Origin of the sequence: Maritimibacter alkaliphilus HTCC2654, from assembly GCF_000152805.1 — a bacterium.
In the GTDB taxonomy this organism is placed as follows: domain Bacteria; phylum Pseudomonadota; class Alphaproteobacteria; order Rhodobacterales; family Rhodobacteraceae; genus Maritimibacter; species Maritimibacter alkaliphilus.
Window position 1 is genome coordinate 3252877 of sequence record NZ_CH902578.1, and the last position, 16866, is coordinate 3269742.

At 66.4% G+C, this 16866-nt stretch carries 15 protein-coding genes; 9 read left to right on the plus strand and 6 right to left on the minus strand.

Features of this window, described 5'->3' with window-relative positions; translation table 11 throughout:
* Positions 1-38: 38 nt before the first annotated feature.
* The 4 genes from RB2654_RS16935 to RB2654_RS16950 form a co-directional block, all read right to left on the minus strand.
* Positions 39-1517: an inorganic phosphate transporter gene (locus tag RB2654_RS16935; RefSeq protein ID WP_008334112.1), complete on the minus strand. Its 1479-nt coding sequence runs from the start codon at positions 1515-1517 to the stop codon at positions 39-41.
* Between the two features lie 84 nt (positions 1518-1601).
* Complete coding sequence (locus RB2654_RS16940; protein ID WP_008334115.1) at positions 1602-2060, minus strand: NUDIX hydrolase; 459 nt, start codon at positions 2058-2060, stop codon at positions 1602-1604.
* Between the two features lie 102 nt (positions 2061-2162).
* Positions 2163-4577, minus strand: a complete 2415-nt coding sequence (gene hrpB / locus RB2654_RS16945) for an ATP-dependent helicase HrpB (protein ID WP_008334116.1) — start codon at positions 4575-4577, stop codon at positions 2163-2165.
* A gap of 36 nt (positions 4578-4613) precedes the next feature.
* Positions 4614-5243, minus strand: coding sequence for a DUF3108 domain-containing protein (locus RB2654_RS16950; RefSeq protein ID WP_083783417.1), 630 nt, complete (start codon positions 5241-5243; stop codon positions 4614-4616).
* A gap of 149 nt (positions 5244-5392) precedes the next feature.
* On the opposite strand from RB2654_RS16950, the gene meaB reads away from it, so the two are divergent.
* From meaB to RB2654_RS16965, 3 genes are all read left to right on the plus strand, one after another.
* Positions 5393-6370 carry a methylmalonyl Co-A mutase-associated GTPase MeaB gene (gene meaB, locus RB2654_RS16955; protein ID WP_008334123.1) on the plus strand — a complete coding sequence of 326 codons (978 nt, stop codon included), beginning with the start codon at positions 5393-5395 and terminating at the stop codon, positions 6368-6370.
* A gap of 350 nt (positions 6371-6720) precedes the next feature.
* Complete coding sequence (locus RB2654_RS16960) at positions 6721-8544, plus strand: ABC transporter ATP-binding protein (protein WP_008334125.1); 1824 nt, start codon at positions 6721-6723, stop codon at positions 8542-8544.
* 47 nt (positions 8545-8591) lie between these two features.
* On the plus strand, positions 8592-10424 hold the full coding sequence (locus RB2654_RS16965; protein WP_008334126.1) for an ABC transporter ATP-binding protein: 1833 nt from the start codon (positions 8592-8594) through the stop codon (positions 10422-10424).
* A 1-nt stretch (position 10425) separates the two neighbouring features.
* Here the strand turns inward: RB2654_RS16965 and RB2654_RS16970 are convergent, their stop codons facing one another.
* Positions 10426-11643, minus strand: a complete 1218-nt coding sequence (locus RB2654_RS16970) for an MFS transporter (protein WP_008334127.1) — start codon at positions 11641-11643, stop codon at positions 10426-10428.
* A gap of 242 nt (positions 11644-11885) precedes the next feature.
* Here RB2654_RS16970 and RB2654_RS16975 point away from each other — a divergent pair, with 242 nt between their 5' ends.
* The 5 genes from RB2654_RS16975 (at position 11886) to rpmB (ending at position 15178) form a co-directional block, all read left to right on the plus strand.
* Positions 11886-12533: a DUF1236 domain-containing protein gene (locus RB2654_RS16975; protein ID WP_040885162.1), complete on the plus strand. Its 648-nt coding sequence runs from the start codon at positions 11886-11888 to the stop codon at positions 12531-12533.
* Positions 12534-12680: 147 nt separating this feature from the next.
* Positions 12681-13433, plus strand: a complete 753-nt coding sequence (locus RB2654_RS16980) for an alpha/beta hydrolase (protein ID WP_008334130.1) — start codon at positions 12681-12683, stop codon at positions 13431-13433.
* A 57-nt stretch (positions 13434-13490) separates the two neighbouring features.
* Complete coding sequence (locus RB2654_RS16985) at positions 13491-13703, plus strand: hypervirulence associated TUDOR domain-containing protein (protein ID WP_008334131.1); 213 nt, start codon at positions 13491-13493, stop codon at positions 13701-13703.
* Position 13704: 1 nt separating this feature from the next.
* The gene (locus RB2654_RS16990; protein ID WP_008334133.1) at positions 13705-14676 is read left to right on the plus strand and encodes a DNA topoisomerase IB; all 972 of its coding nucleotides are present in this window, start codon (positions 13705-13707) and stop codon (positions 14674-14676) included.
* 214 nt (positions 14677-14890) lie between these two features.
* Complete coding sequence (rpmB, locus tag RB2654_RS16995) at positions 14891-15178, plus strand: 50S ribosomal protein L28 (RefSeq protein WP_008334140.1); 288 nt, start codon at positions 14891-14893, stop codon at positions 15176-15178.
* A 212-nt stretch (positions 15179-15390) separates the two neighbouring features.
* Here rpmB and RB2654_RS17000 read toward each other — a convergent pair whose 3' ends face one another.
* A complete protein-coding gene (locus tag RB2654_RS17000) occupies positions 15391-16404 on the minus strand; it encodes a methyltransferase (protein ID WP_008334142.1) in 1014 nt (337 codons plus the stop codon).
* A 119-nt stretch (positions 16405-16523) separates the two neighbouring features.
* Between RB2654_RS17000 and RB2654_RS17005 the strand changes: the two genes are divergently transcribed.
* Entirely contained in the window at positions 16524-16862 is a 339-nt protein-coding gene (locus tag RB2654_RS17005; RefSeq protein WP_040885164.1) for a hypothetical protein, read from the plus strand.
* The last annotated feature ends 4 nt before the right edge of the window (positions 16863-16866 follow it).

Sequence of the window (16866 nt, forward strand, 5' to 3'; positions counted from 1 at the left end):
CGAGGTATTTTAGGACCGAAGAAGAAGCGGGCTTGGCTTCAGGGTGTAAGCAGGTTCAGGACCGTGAAGATCAGGCCCGAGAGCAGCGCGGCGGCAGGAACAGTGATGATCCAAGCCGCGACAATGGTCATGAAATGCGAGCGTCGGACCAGCTTGCGTCGGCGGCGTTCTTCGGGCGGCAGACGGCGCTCGACGCCGCGGCGCTGCGCGTTCTGGCGGTAGCGGCGTTCGGCGTGCCATTCGCGGAAAAAGCCGACGCCGAAAACGCCGCCGACCGCGATATGGGTCGAGGACACCGGCAGGCCGAGCCACGAGGCGACGATCACGGTGATGGCGGCGGACAGGGCCACGCAGTAGGCGCGCATCGGGTTCAGCTTGGTGATCTGGCTGCCGACCATGCGGATGAGCTTGGGGCCGAACAGGACCAGACCGAAGGAGATGCCGAACGCGCCGATCACCATGACCCATGTCGGAATCGAAACCTTGCCTGCGAATTCGCCCACCTGCTCGGCATGGACGATGGCCGCCAGCGGGCCTACCGCATTCGCCACGTCGTTCGCACCGTGCGCGAAGGACAGGAGGGCCGCGGAAATCACCAGAGGCAGGCCGAACAGAACCTTGAGCGACTTGTTGCGGTTCTCCAGCCCTTCGGATTTGCGCCGGATATAGGGGCGCGAGAGCAGGGTGGTGACCACGGCGGTGACGAGGCCGATCAAAAGCGCCATGGGCAGGTCGATCGCCACGATCCGCTTCAGCCCCTTGACCGCGAGATAGGTCGCGAAGGCCCCGGCCATGATGCCGATCAGCACCGGCACCCAGCGGCGCGCGGCGGCGATCTTGTCGTCGACGTAGATGATGTTGGCCTTGATGAAGGCGAGGAAGGCGGCGGCGACCGCCCCGCCCAGAACCGGCGAAATGACCCAGCTTGCGGCGATGGCACCCATCGAGGGCCAGTTCACCGCCGAGAACCCGGCTGCGGCGATGCCCGCACCCATGACCCCGCCGACGACCGAATGGGTGGTCGAGACCGGCGCGCCGACCCATGTGGCGAGGTTCACCCAGAGCGCGGACGAGATCAGCGCGGCCATCATCGCCCAGACGAAAATGCGCAGATCGGCCATCGAGGACGGGTCGACGATGCCTTTGGAGATGGTCGAAACCACGTCGCCGCCCGCCAGAAGCGCGCCCGCGCTTTCGCAGATCGCCGCGATCAGGATCGCGCCACCCATGGTCAGCGCATTGGCCCCGACGGCGGGGCCCATGTTGTTGGCGACGTCGTTGGCACCGATGTTCAGCGCCATGTAGGCCCCGAACCCGGCGGCGACGATGACGATCAGGCTACCGGGCTGGAACCCGAAGAAAAGCGCGGCACCCAGCCCCGCGACGACGATGAAGGCGAGCGACACGCCCAGACCGACCATCGGCCGCGACACGTATTGCGTGCCGCGCTCGAGGGTCGCGATGCGGTCGAGGTCTCTGTCCAGCGTTTTCCACTGGTTGCCGCTCTTTTCGGTCATCCGTGCCCCGTTACCTGTCTGTTACACGCCTGTCACGATCGCGCTGCGCGTACCGCACGGAACGGCGAATTGCAACGAAAGCGGTCAGAAACGACGCAGGATATCCTTGAGCCCGTCTTCTTCGACAAGCTCGGCGGCTTCGTCCACAGGAAGCCAGCGACGCTCGCGCTCGCCCGCTTCGGGATAATCGTCGGACAGGTCGGCCACTTCCACCGGGTAAACGACGGTGTCGCAGGGGGTCGGAAGGCCCTCGTCCCGGTCCTTGATGTAGTCGAACGTGCCCAGCGACGTCTCACCCACCGCCTTCGCTTCGACCCCGGCTTCTTCCCAGGCTTCCATGCGGGCGGCCTCGGCGGCACTCATGCCGTCCATCGGCCAGCCTTTGGGCAGGATCCACCGGCCAGAGCCGCGCGATGTGATGAGGAGCACGTCTTTGCCGCCATCGGTCTTGCGGTAGCAGAGCGCCGCGACCTGGAACTTGTTGGGGCGCTTGATGAGAGGTTTGAACACCTCGTCCCACGCCTTTGAAAAAAGGGTTGCCATCCGAAACCGCCTGTATCGTTTATTTTTACTTGGTGATCCAAACTAGCTGTAAACGCTCCAAAAATCAACTTTGTTCGCGAAACGTGCCGAGAACGTGAGCCCTTATGTCCCGCGCGGCTTTGCGCGCAGCGTCGGCGCAGCCTCGGCGGGGTTCTCGGGCCAGGGGTGTTTGGGGTAACGCCCGCGCATGTCCTTGCGGACATCGGCGTAGGTGCTCGACCAGAACGAGGGCAGGTCGGTCGTGGTCTGAACCGGGCGGCCAGCGGGCGACAGAAGCGTGACGCGCAGGGGCGTTCGTCCGACGGTGGGGTGGTCGGTCACGCCGAACATCTCCTGCAAGCGGACTTCGATTTCAGGGGCCTCGCCAGCATAGTCGATGGGCACCTTGCGTGCCATCGGCGTGGTGAAATGCGGGGGCGCCGCGCGGTCGAGGCGCTGCATTTGGTCCCATGTCAGCGTGGCGCGCAGCGCGTCGAGGATGTCGAAGGCTTTCCAGTCGCCCGTGGTCCGAACGCCCGAAAGGTGCGGCAGCAGCCAGTCTTCCAACGACGCCATCAGCCTGTCGTCGGACAGGTCCGGCAGGTCCGGGTCGCTCGCGCGCACCAGCGCCACGCGGGCGCGGAACCGTTCGGCGGCGGGGGAGGGGGAGAGGCCGAGCTGGCGCACCCCGTCGAGCATGGCGCGCGCCACCAGCTCAGGGTCCGCATCGGACCAGACCCGGTCGTTCAGGGCGATGGCGCCGAACCTCTCCTGCTCCCGCGCGATCACGCGGCCCTCGCGTCGGGACCATTCGCAGACCTGCTGCCACGCGATGCGCTCGCCGTGGATCGCCCGCAATTCGGCTTCGCTGATCGCGATGGCCTGCCGGATGCGGGCTTCGCGCGGATTACCGTCGGTATCGGTCACGACGATCAGCCGCGTGCCGGCCAACGGGTCGGCCTCGTCCATCACCGCGCCCTTGCCGCCCGAAAGCACATAGCGCGGATCGGTGCCTTTCCGGCGCAGCCCGACGCGGTCGGGATAGGCGAGCGCGACCATTTCTGCCGGGCTCATCTTCCGCTCATGGTCGGTGAGCCGGGACAGGCGTTTGGCTTCGGCCCGGATGCGCTCGACCGCTCCGCGATTGGCATTGTGTCGTCCCGGATCGCGCAACGCGGCAAGCCGCAGCGCAAGATCGCAAGATGCGCCACGGGGCAGGGGGTCACGGTCGGCCAGAAGCGCGGCGAGGTCGGCGGCGCCCCGTCCGGCGATGGTCAGCATGTGGCCCAAACGCGGGTGCAGTGGTAGGCGGGCCAGCGCCTTGCCGTGGTCCGTTATGTGCCCTCCGTGCAGCGCCCCAAGGTCGGTGAGAAGCGCGCGCGCCTCGTCCAGAACGCCGGGATTGGGCGGGGTCAGAAAGGCAAGCCCCTCGCCGTCGCCTGCCCCCCAAAGCGCAAGTTCAAGCGCCAGCGGGGCGAGGTCGGCAACTTCGATCTCGGGCGGGGCGAAGGCGGGCAGTGCGCCCTCTTCGCCCTTGGTCCACATCCGGTAGCATGTGCCCTCGGCCACCCGGCCCGCGCGGCCCCGGCGCTGCTCGGCCTCGGCCTTGGACACACGCTCGGTCACCAGCCGCGACATGCCGGAACCGGGGTCGAACCGCGCCCGGCGCGCTCGGCCCGCATCGACCACCACGCGCACGTCTTCGATGGTGAGCGAGGTTTCGGCGATGGCCGTGGCGAGCACCACTTTGCGCCCCTCGCGCGCTGGGCGGATCGCGGCGCGCTGGGCCTTCATCTCCATCGCCCCGAACAGCATGTGGACATGGCAGTCCGGCGGCAGCGACAAGGCCGAGGCGACGCGGCGGATCTCGCCCTCGCCGGGAAGAAAGACGAGCAGCCCGCCCTCGGTCGCGGACACGGCCCTTTCGACCAGCCCAGCCACGGCGGTTTCGAACCGCACCTCCTTGCGGATCGGCGCGTCGAGCCACCGGGTTTCGACCGGAAACGCGCGCCCCTGTGAACGCAACACCGGAGCACCGTCAAGCAGGTCGGCCACGGGGTCTGCGTCCAGCGTGGCGGACATGACGATCAGCACAAGGTCTTCGCGTAGGGCCCCGCGCGCTTCCCATGCCAGCGCAAGGCCGAGATCGGCATTCAGCGAGCGTTCGTGGAATTCGTCGAAGATCAGCGCGCCGATCCCGGTCAATCCGGGGTCCGATTGCAGCATTCGTGTCAGAATGCCCTCGGTCACGACCTCGATGCGGGTCGCTTTTCCGACCTTGGCCTCGCCCCGGATGCGATACCCGACGGTGTCGCCCACCGCCTCGCCCAGCGTTTCGGCCATTCGCTCGGCCGCCGCCCGCGCGGCCAGGCGACGGGGTTCCAGCATGACGATCCGGCCGGGGATTGCGTCCAGCAGGGCAAGCGGCACCCGTGTCGTCTTGCCCGCGCCGGGCGGGGCCATGAGAACCGCACGCCCTTCGGCCCGGATGGCCGACAGAAGGGCGGGGATCACGTCGTCGATGGGTAACGGTGTCATGGCTCGCTTATCGGCGAGGTGCCCGGGCGGGGCAAGTCAGCGAGGCGTGATGGTCACGTCGCCATAGACGGTCTGGGTCCGCACTTCGGTCAGCACATAGGCATCCCCCCGTGCGGTGTAGGTCAAGCGCAAGTCGTGGCGCCGCTTTTCGAGTTCCTCGGCGGAGTAGCCCGCGACCCGCGTCATCGACCCGGTGCAGGTGATCGTGCTGGCGGTTCGGGCGACCTCGACCAGCGAAAGGTCGTTGGTCCGCTCGCCGTCGAACAGCCTCCGGTCAAGCGCGCACCCGGCCTCACGCGGGCGGGGGGAGAGGGCATAGACCATCGCGGTGTTCGGGTCCCACCGCCTGTCGCCGCTCGGAAAGGTGATCGCCGCGTTCGACACCCGTTGCCCGGTGTCCATACGTTCGCCGTAGCTGCGCGGGATCGGCAGGTGCCCGGACAGAAGCCCGCGCGACTGCATGATGAACTGGACCTTCTTCACCACGCCGGCCACGCCGGACGTGTGAAACTGCGACCGGAAATCGAAGCGGTCGGCATCGCGGCTGTGGTCTACCGTCAGGGTGCCGATCGTGATCCCACGCAGTTTGATCTGGAACTGGTCGGCTGCCGCGGCGGGCAACGGTCCTGCGACAAGGGCGGCGAGGGCCAAAGCTCTCCAGTCCATGGCGTAGGCTCCTGAAATAGGTTTCGGCAATGGGCAGTCGGAAACGTGTGGTCATAATGAAGGGGCAGGCCCATCTGGCAACCCCTGATCTTGCCCGGCTGGACATCGGCGGACGGGCGTTGCAAGACGGTCCAAACCGGAGGGCTTGGATGGACATCGACGATCTGGCGAAGCGGGTGATGGCCGGCGAACGGCGCGCGATGAGCCGCGCGATCACGCTTGTCGAAAGCGGCCGGGCGGATCACCGGGCGCAGGCCGTCGAGTTGATCGAGGCGCTGAAAACCTCCGGCAACACAGCCTTGCGCATCGGTCTGTCCGGCACGCCGGGCGTCGGAAAATCCACCTTCATCGAAGCCTTCGGAATGTTCCTACTGGATCGCGGGCTCAAGGTCGCCGTGCTTGCGGTCGACCCGTCCTCGACCCGGTCGGGCGGCTCCATTCTGGGCGATAAGACCCGGATGGAGCAGCTGTCGCGGCAGAAGGATGCCTTCATCCGGCCGTCGCCTTCGCAAAGCCATATGGGTGGCGTGGCGCGGCGCACGCGCGAGGCGATCGCGATCTGCGAGGCGGCGGGTTTCGATGTCGTGCTGGTCGAGACGGTGGGCGTCGGCCAGTCCGAGACGATGGTCGCCGAGATGACCGACCTGTTCCTTCTGCTGCTCGCCCCGGCGGGCGGCGACGAGTTGCAGGGGGTCAAACGCGGGATCATGGAGATCGCCGACATCATCCTCGTCAACAAGGCCGACGGTGAGTTGAAATCGACGGCGACCCGGACCTGTGCCGACTATGCGGGCGCCTTGAAGCTCCTGCGCAAGCGGCCGCAAGACCCGGAAGGGTTTCCCAAGGCGATGACCGTGTCCGCCTATACGCAGGACGGTCTGCCGGCCGCGTGGGAGGCGATGGAGACCTTGTCGGACTGGCGCAAGGAAGCCGGTCATTTCGACGCCCGCCGCGCCGAACAGGCCCGTCACTGGTTCCTCGAAGACCTGCGGGCCGGTCTGTTGGCGCAACTCGATCGCGACCCCGAGGTGAAGGCGATGGTTCAGCGTCTGGGACAGGACGTGGCCGAAGGCGCGATTTCCGCGACCGCCGCCGCCGATGAGGTGCTCGCCGCGATGCGCGGCTGACCCGAAAAAGGTCGCGCCTGCGGCGCGGCATGGCGAGCGCGACCCCGCCTGCGGCAGGGTCACGCGGATGGGGGAGGCCAGCCTCCCCGTCGCGCTGAAGCGCGCCTCCCCTCCGAGGTATTTTCGGACCAGAGAAGAGCGATCCGGCAGTGCTTGGTCAGACAGGGGTGACAAAATGCGGTCGGCAGGCTAAGACCGTGCCATCCCATGACGGAGGTCAAGATGCCAACAGACAGGTTCCACGTTCACGCCTAACGGCCCGGACCTGTCGGGCTGTGCGCAGCCCATTCGCATCTTTTCCAGCACAATTCAGACATTGCTGGCCCGTTTTCAGACCAAGAGTCCCCGTCATGTTTCGTTTTTTCGAGAATCTCGTGAACCCCTTCGCCGCGTTCCGCGAAGACACGCCGCCCGGCCACTACTGGCCCTATATCAAGTCGCAACTCGGTAACTTTCGTCGCATCCTGCCCTTCATGGCGCTGACCGGGATGTTCGTCGCGATCACCGAGACGGCGATCATCGCCTATTCGGGCCGGGTCGTGGACCTGCTCGACACCGGGCAGGCCGAGTTCTGGGCCGCGCATGGATGGGAACTCGCGCTCGCCGCGCTCTTCATCCTGTTGCTGCGTCCGCTCATAATCGGCCTCAACTCGCTGTTTCTTGAAAACGTGCTGGTGTCCAATATGCAGGATCAGGTGCGTTGGCGGGCGCACAAGCACCTGCTCGGCCAATCCATGAGTTTCTTCCAGAACGACTTCGCCGGGCGGTTGTCGAACCGCGTGATGCAGCTTGGCCCGGCGGTCGAGGACAGCGTGTTCATGGCGTTCGAGGCGCTCTGGTTCTCGGCCACATACGTGATCGCGGCGGCGTTCATCGTGAGTCAGATGGACCCGGTCCTCGCCATTCCGCTGGTGCTCTGGGTCGTCGGGTTCGTCTGGTACACCCTGTTCATCTCGCAACGCGTGGGTGCGGCGAGCGAGAAGTGGTCGGATGCCCGAAGCCTCGTCACGGGGCGGATCGTGGACGCCTATGCCAATGTCGAGACGGTGAAACTGTTCGGTCAGGGCAATGCCGAGGAGGTCTATGTCGGCTCCGCCATGCGCCGCCACCGGGCACGGCTGCAACGCTTCCTGAGGCTCATGACCGAGATGGCGGTGGGGCAGAACCTGCTGAACGGGCTGCTCATCGCCGGGATGCTCGGCCCCGCCGTGTGGCTTTGGTCCATCGGGCGGGTCACGGTGGGCGACGTGGCCGCGGCTTCCGCGCTGACGCTGCGCCTCAATGGCATGTCCGGCTGGCTCATGTGGGTGGCGATCCGGATGTTCGAACATGCGGGCGTGATCCGCGAGGGGCTGCGCTCGATCTCGGTCGATCACGCCGTGGTGGATACGCCGGGCGCGCCCGCCCTCGTGGTGCGTGAGGGGGCGATCCGCTTCGACGACCTGTCGCATCACTACGGCAAGGGGCAGGGCGGGCTGGATCACGTCACGCTCGACATTCCCGCCGGGCAGAAGGTGGGGCTGGTGGGCCGGTCGGGCGCGGGCAAATCCTCGCTCGTGAACCTCCTTCTGCGGTTTCGCGATGCCAAGGGCGGGCGCATCCTGATCGACGGTCAGGACGTCAGCCAAGTGACACAGGACAGCCTGCGCCGGTCCATCGGCATGGTGACGCAGGACTCGTCGCTTTTGCATCGGTCGGTCCGGGCCAACATCCTTTACGGCCGACCCGATGCGACCGAGGCGCAGATGGTCGAAGCCGCGCGGCGGGCCGAGGCGGATGGGTTCATCCGCACGCTCGCCGACCCCAAGGGGCGTACCGGCTACAACGCGCAGGTGGGCGAGCGGGGCGTGAAGCTGTCGGGCGGACAACGCCAGCGGATCGCCATCGCACGCGTCATGCTGAAGGACGCGCCCATTCTCGTGCTGGACGAAGCGACGAGCGCCTTGGACAGCGAGGTCGAGGCCGCCATACAGGAAACGCTCTACGGCATGATGGAGGGCAAGACGGTCATCGCCATCGCGCACCGGCTGTCGACCATCGCGGCGATGGACCGGATCGTGGTGATGGACGACGGGCGGATCGCCGAGGACGGGACGCATGAGGAACTGCTCGCGCTGGGCGGCACCTATGCCGGTCTCTGGGCGCGCCAGTCGGGCGGCTTCCTCGGCGGATAACGCGGGGGTGACTTGGCCGCCGCACGCCGAGGGCTTAGGTAGAACCGGTGAAGATCGCGAACCTCATCGACCCGTTCCGCCCGGCGGACGGCCCGCCGCCCGGCACGTTCATCGCCTTCGTGCGCTGGACGCTGAAGGGCGCGTGGCCGGTCCTGTGGCTCGCGGCCTTCGTGTCGGTGCTCGCGGGCCTGTCGGAAACCGGCACCGCCTGGGTGCTTGGCAAGGTCATCGACGGCGTCGTGGAAAGCGGGCGGGAGAACTTTTTCTCGGCCCGCAACCTTGGCCTTTTCGCGCTTGCGCTGGGCTTTTTCATGGTGCTGCGGCCCGTGATCTTCGCCATTTCGAACCTCATGACGCAGGTGGTGGTCACGCCCGCCATCGCGCCGCTGGTCATCATGCGGCTTCATCGCTGGATGCTCGGTCAGTCGGTCGATTTCTTCGACAACGACTTCGCCGGGCGGCTGGCGCAGAAGCAGGCGCAGACCTCGAACGCGATGACGAACTTCGTGACCGAGGCGATCAACGTGGTCGCCTTCGCGCTCGCCTCGCTCGTCGGGGCCTTCGCGCTGATCGTGTCCATCGACTTTTGGCTCGCGCCGATCTTCATCCTGTGGTTCGTGGCCTATGCCGGGGTGATCCGCTATTTCATCCCGAAGGTGCGCAAGCGCGCCAAGGCGCGGGCCGGGGCGCGGGCTGTGGTGACTGGGCGCGTGGTCGACACGATCACCAATATCCGCACGGTGAAGCTTTTCGCCAATGCCGGGCATGAGGACGGCTCCGCGCTCGACGCGGTCAAGACGTTCCGCGACACGGTCATTCACTTCGGACAGCTCTCGGCCACCTTCCGGCTGGTCCTGATGACACTCGCGGGCACCTTGCCGGTGATGCTCGTCGGGGGCACGCTCGTCGCGTGGCAAGGCGGCACGGCGACCGAGGGCGATATCGTCGCCGCCGGGACGATTTCGGTCCGGCTGGCGCAGATGACCGGGTGGGTGAGCTTCGCGCTCATGGGTCTTTACCGCGACATCGGCGAGATCGAGGACGGGATGCGCACGCTCACGCCCGACAAGCAGCTGCGCAATGCGCCGGGGTCGACGGACCTTGCGATCAGCGAGGAGGAGATCCGGTTCGAAGGTGTGGATTTTGCCTATGGCCGGTTGAAGGGTGGCGTGCAGAACATCGACCTGACGATCAGGTCCGGCGAAAAGCTGGCGATCGTCGGCCCGTCGGGTGCGGGCAAGTCGACGATGGTGTCGCTCCTCCTCAGGCTCTACGACCCCGAGGCGGGGCGCATCACCATCGACGGTCAGGACATCCGCACGGTGACGCAGGACAGCCTGCGCCGCGCCATCGGGATGGTCACGCAGGACACGGCGATGTTCAATCGCTCGGCTTGGGACAATATCCTTTACGGTCGTCCCGAAGCGGATGAAGAGGCGGTGATCCGCGCCGCCGAACGGGCCGAGGCGCATGACTTCGTGACCGATCTCGAAGACGCGGACGGGCGCGAAGGGTATGACGCGCATCTGGGCGAGCGCGGGGTGAAGCTGTCGGGCGGCCAACGCCAGCGCATCGCCATCGCACGCGCGATCCTCAAGAACGCGCCCATCCTGGTGCTGGACGAGGCGACTTCGGCGCTCGACAGCGCGGTCGAGGCCGCCATTCAGGAAACGCTCTACGACGTCATGTCCGACAAGACGGTGATCGCGATTGCACACCGCCTTTCGACCATCGCCCATATGGACCGGATCGTCGTTCTGGACGAGGGCCACATCGTCGAACAGGGCAGCCATGCGGAGCTTCTCGCACAGGGCGGGATTTACGCCGATCTCTGGGCCCGCCAGTCCGGCGGGTTTCTGGGCGAGGCGGCAGCCGAATAGGTCAGTCGCCGACCGGGCGCATCCAGATCGCGAGGGTCGCGACCGCGCACAGCGTCAGCAACGTGACCACGGCAAAGCCGATGGATTGCCATTCGGTGAAGGCGGACAGCAGAAAGGCGAGCGCCGCGGTCGAGCCGGTGTTGGCCAGCATCCAGATCGACATGACGCGGCCGCGCAATTCATCCTCGAGCCGCGCCTGCACGCCGATCTGCAACGACACGCCGACATAGGTCGACGCGAATCCGATCGCCGCGGCTGGCGGGAGCGCCCAGTTGAAGCTCGGCGCGAAGGCGGTGCCGAGGATACCCGCGAAGCCGACCCAGATCAGCGCGAACCGCAAGAGGCGGTGCCGCACCAGCCGGTTTCCCGCGACGACCTGAAAGACCGCCGCGATCAATGCGCCGCCACCGACGCACGAGGTCAGCAGCCCCAGCCCGGCGGCGCCGCGTTCGAAGACGCCATCCGCCAGAACCGCCATGATCTCGGGAAAGCCGCGCAGAATGCCGAGCGCGGCGACGGCGAGCAGGATCGACCGCCGGATCGGCCAGCGTTGCCAGACGACGCGGAACCCTTCGCTCAGATCGTCGATCATCCGGCCATGCCCGGAATGGTCGCCTTCGCGTGGGATCAGCGTCGGCGCGATCACCACGTTCGGGATCGTCATGACCAGCGCGAGGCACGCGGCCGGCAACGTGCCGAATTCGGCGATCAGCATCCCGCCGAGCGCCGGGGCGAGCAGCCGCCCGATGTTGAAGTTCAGCGCCGAGAGCGCGACCACCGACCCGATCGCGGGCCGCTCCACAAGGCGTGGTCCCAGCGACTGGCGCACCGGGTGGTAGCACGACATGACGGTGCCGAAGGTCAGCGAGACGAAGAAGAGCGCCGGGGCGGTCAGGACGTCGAGCAGCATCAGGGTTATCAGAAGCGCGGGCGCCCCCATCATCGCGAAGGCCACGCGCCGGAAGGCGAGCCGCGTGGACATGCGGTCGATGACCGCGCCGAAGAACGGGCCGAAGATCGCGACGGGGAGGAGCGTGGTCGCCGCGATCACGCCCACGAAGGTCGCGGAATGGGTCAGATCCCACGCAAGCCATGACATCAGGATGCGACTGACCCAACCACCGTTCGTGCCCGACACCGCGCCCACGTAGAACCGCCGGAACTGCGGATAGGACAGGGCGCGTTCGCTTGCCTCCGGGATGTCGGGAATGTCGGTCATGGGGCGGTTAGACGCCAAACCTGTGCCTTGTGCAAGCATTTGCGCCTGACAGCCATGTGGGGGTCGGCAGGCAGGTTTCCGCGCGCGGTGGCTGGTGGTTTCCCGTGGAATCCGGGCGGTTCCGACGGCCCACAAGCAAACCTCCGCCGAATGTCTTGGATGCGTTGGAACGTATCGCGGGTCCGGGCCGTTGTCGCACCACGCTCAAGGGCGATGACGCCCGAAAAGAGAAGGAGAATGAGATGTTTAAGAAAACTCTGCTGCTTGGGTCCGCTGCGGCCCTGACCCTTGGTGCCGGCGCGGCCTATGCCGCCGAAGGGACCGCCTCGGCTGCGACCGACCTGAACATGCGCGTCGGCCCCGGCCCGAACTATTCCATCGTCGACGTGATCCCCGCCGAAGGCATGGTCGACCTGAACGGCTGCGTGCCCGGCGGTGGCTGGTGCGAAGTGACGTTCGAAGGCACCACCGGCTGGGCCTATTCGCCCTACCTGACGGTCGAAGAGACCCCGGTCGCCGAAATGCAGAACGTCACCGTCATCGAGTATGAAGAAGACAACAACGCGGGCGAAGCGGCCTTCGTGACCGGCGCGGCGGGTGCTGCGGTCGGCGCGACGCTGGGCGGCCCGGTCGGCGCCGTCATCGGCGGCATCGTCGGTTCCGCGACCGGCGGCACGGCGGCCTCGCTCGAGCAAGAAGTCGTGACCTACGTGCAGGCGAACCCGGTCCAGCCGGTGATCCTCGAAGGCGAGCCGGTGGTCGGCGTGACCGTTCCGCAGGAAGTGCAGACCTACGAGGTTCCGGAGTACCAGTATTCCTACCTCAACGTGAACGGCGACACCGTGATCGTCGACAACGAGAGCCGTCAGATCGTGCGCGTCGTGCGCTAACGACCTGAACAGGTTCGGACGACCTTGTGAGCGGCTCCCGCCAGAACGGCGGTGAGCCGCTCATCATGTCCATATGATGTGTCCGTTCATTGATTGGGAACAATATAGGCTTAGTTGCGTTGTCGGGGTAACCGAAAGGACAGTGACATGACCGCCAGTATCCATTACCTCCGCCCGTATCACGAGGCCCGTCTGGACGATATTCCGCTGCTCTGGACCCTGCCCGAAGGTGACCCCACCGGCATCGTGATCCACATCCCCGACTTCGGACAGCGCAAGGAAGAGACCACAGGTCTGCTCGAGCTTTTCAATCGGCAGGGTCTGATCGCGGTCACGCTGGACCTGCAACGTCATGGCGCACGCCGGGACGGCCATTCGCTCGAAGCCGAGGTGGCGAACGATTACACCCGTGTGCTCTGGACGCTTCTCGGCGAGACCATCCTCGACATCCCGACCGTCGCGACATGGGCGCGCCGCCGTTTCGGCGATCTGCCGCTATCCCTCTCGGGCTTCGGCCTTGGAGGCGATGTGGCGCTGGGTGCGGCGCGCATGGTCAGCCGGGTCAAGGACGTGACTGTTGTCGGCGCCTCGCCCGACTGGACCTGTCCGCTCGACGGGTTCGACAAGATGACGGGCGCTGCCGACACCCGTGCTGGCGTGTTCCGTCAAATGCTGGAACCGATGACCCACGCGGCCGATTACGTCGGCCAGCGCATCCACTTCCTGCGCCTGCGCGGTTCGGACCGCTCCGCTGCCATCGACCAGTTCAAGTCGCAGATCCTCGATCTGTCGACCGGAGAGGGCGGCGAAATCGTCACCACAACGCTCGCCGCCCGCGACGGTGTCGATTTCGCCGACCCGACCGTCTGGTGGCCCCACATGGGGGCCGTCGCCGCCTGACATCGGAACCCGGCCTTCCGCTGCCGCGTTTATACGGCACCCGGAAGGAGGCTTGAGATGAGCATTACGGTCGGCGACACGGTGAAATGGCCCTGGGGCAACGGGACCGCCAAGGGCACGGTGCGCAAACGCTATACCCAGAAGGTCACCCGCAAGATCAAGGGGTCCAAGATCACGCGGGACGGGTCCGACGACAACCCGGCGCTGGTCATCAAGCAGGACGACGGAGACGAAGTTCTCAAGCTCGCTTCCGAAGTGAAGTCGGCGTGACATGGTTCCCGCGGGCCTGATCTACTACCCTGACAATCGCCCGGGCATCACCCGGATGCGGCACGGGCGGGGCTTCACCTACAAAGGAGCGGATGGCACGACCATCGCCCGCGGGCCCGAACGCGCCCGGCTGGAGGCGATGGCGATCCCGCCGGCCTATGAGCGCGTCTGGATGACCCCGAAGGATAATGGACATCTTCTCGCCACCGGATATGACGCCCGTGCGCGAAAGCAGTATCGGTATCACCCGGACTGGTCCGAGGCACGGTCGCAGACCAAGTACAGCGAACTCGCGGGGTTCGGGCGGCTTCTGCCGACGATCCGGCGCCGGGTGGCGCGCGACCTGAACGAAGAGCCGGGGGAGCGGGAATTCGCGCTGGCGGCCACGCTGGCGCTGATCGACAAGCTGGCGCTGCGGGTCGGCAACCCGACCTATGCCGAAGAGAATGGCTCTTACGGCGCGGTGACCCTGACCCGGCGCCACCTGCGGCTGAAGGACGGCGAGATGCAGATCGCCTTCACCGCCAAGGGTGGCAAGCGGGCCAGACGCCGGGTCACCGACAAGCGGTTGATGAAGGCGCTGGCGCAGGCCCGTGATCTTCCCGGCGCGGAACTGATTACTTGGGTCGATGACGACGGCACCCCGCATGGGGTCACGTCGCAGGGGCTGAACGCCTATCTCGCCGAAGCTGCCGGAAGGGACGGTGTCACCGCCAAGGTCTTTCGCACCTGGACCGGCACCCTTGCCGCGTTCCGCACCGTGCTCGACGGTGAGGGGCATACGATCAAAGCCTTGTGCGATGCTGCGGCGGACAGGCTGCAGAATACACCCGCGATCGCGCGCAAGAGCTATATCCACCCGGCGGTCATCGGGCTTGCGGGGGTGGAACGACCCAAGCTGCCGAAACCCGACCGCCTGCCGGGACTGGCGGCGGGAGAGGGGGCGTTGCTCGCGTTTCTGGATCGCCAGTGATAGGGCCTGCCCGGTTGGCGGGTCGGCCAGCGTGGATATGGCGACAAACCCCTGTTTTTCGGGAGGCGACTCACTTGACGCACCCGGAAAAACCGCCTAAAGCCCGCGGACGGAATTCAGGGCGCTGCGCGTGCGGCGCCCGTTTGTATTGACTGGCAAGTCTGGAAAACGGCGAAAACGCCCCGGAAACTGCCCGATAGATGAGGATGAACCCATGTCGCGCGTCTGCGAACTGACTGGCAAAGGCCCCGCAACGGGCAACAATGTCAGCCACGCCAACAACAAGACCAAGCGTCGGTTTCTGCCGAACCTGAACGACGTGTCGCTGGTCTCCGAGACCCTCGGTCGCCCGATCAAGTTCCGCATCTCGGCCTCGGCCCTGCGGACCGTCGACCACCGCGGTGGTCTGGACAAGTTCCTTGCCAAAGCCAAGGACGCAGAACTGTCGGCCAAGGCGCTGAAGGTCAAGAAAGAGATCGCGAAGGCTCAGGCCAGCGCCTGATCGCTTCCTGACGGATTTTGGAAACGGCCCTGCCAGAGCGGCGGGGCCGTTTTTCTTTGCGGGTGCTGCCGAAAGGTGCGCGCCAAGGCGCGCGCAGGTTTTGCGCCGCCTCGCGTTCCGCGAGTCGTCGCGATGGGGGAGGCCAGCCTCCCCTGAGTGCGTTTTCGAGAAAACGCACTCCACCCCTCCGAGGTTTTCGGAAACGAAGAAGATCAGGGGCGGGTGCCCTGAGCGAGTTTCGTCATGCCCGGAATGAGGGGGCCGACGGCGACATCCGTGAACCCTGCGGTTTCGATCGCTTTCGCGAGCCAGTCGTCGTCGAGCGAGCGGGCCTCGGGCGTGAAGGCCGTGTGCTGGAGTTGCCAGAGCGCGGTGTTTTTCGGCCCCGACAGGTCGGCGTCGACCACGAAGTCATGGATCAGCAGGCGCCCGCCCGGCGCGAGGTGGGCGAAGGCCTTTGCGATCAGGCCTTCGTGCGCGTGATCGGGCACGCCCGAAAACAGGTAGGACATGAGGATCGCGTCCTGCCCATCGGGCCAGTCGCCCTCAAGCGCGTTGACGTGGCGGTAGGTCACGCGGTCCGACAGCCCCGCGTCGGCCACATAGGTTTCGCCCAGAGCGGCGACGTTGGGGAAGTCGATGACCGTCGCCGTGAGGTCGGGGTTCGCCTTGCACAGCGTGATCGCGAAGGCGCCCGTGCCGCCGCCGACGTCGAGCAGGGTGCGGACCCCGGACAGATCGACGCGCTTGGCGAGGCCGCGCGCCGGGCCCAGGGATCCGGCGTGCTGGCTTTCGGAATAGAGCCGCGCCTCTTCGGGGTCGGAGAACCACTTGTCGTAGCTGTCGGTCGCATCCTCGGCCATGTCGCCGGACAGGGCATCGTCGATCTGGTCCATCAGCGGATACATCTGCTGGCCCACCTGCCGTTCGAGGTAGTCGGAGAAGTCGTATTTCGCCCCTTTCACCAGAAACGCGGCGGCGGCGGGGGAATTGGCGAAGGTGCCGTCATCGTCGACCGTCGTCAGGTCGAGGCTGGTGAGCGCGGTCATGAGCGTGCGGCACCGCTCGGTCGGCAATCCGACCCGTTGGGCCAGCGTGCCCGCGTCCAACGGACCCGCCGCGAGCGTCGTGAAGATGTCGAACTTGATCGCGGCGAACAGGGCCTTGGACCCCATGTAGGCGAACGCGATATCTGAAATGTCTTCGGCTTCGGTCAGGCCGGCCATCTGTCTCCCCTCATGTTGGTGTAGGGGCAGCCTAGGCCGGTTCCGGCCCAAGACCAACCCGATACCTGCGACGTCATGGGACTTGCCGCCCGCTTTCGCCCGCGCTACCCCGACAGGCGATGAAACGGCTCGTTGCCATAGTTCTAAGCACGCTCATTGCGTTTTCCAGCGTGGTTCTCGCCGGGGCCAAGGGCGTGCCGGCGGTGCACGGCACGGACATCGTCATCTGTTCCGGCGTGAACGTGACCACGATCACCCTCGGGCCGGACGGCGAGCCGGTCGAAAAGGTCGAGGTCTGCCCGGAAGGTCATACGATCTTCGGGGCCGTCTTCGCCGTGCCGGACATGCCCACGCCGATGGCACGGCTGGTCGCGACGGTCGCGCCGGTCGAGCCGGAAGGTCGCCTGTCGCGTGATGAACTCAGCCCCTCGGCACGGGAGCCTCCTGCTGCGGTCTGAACCC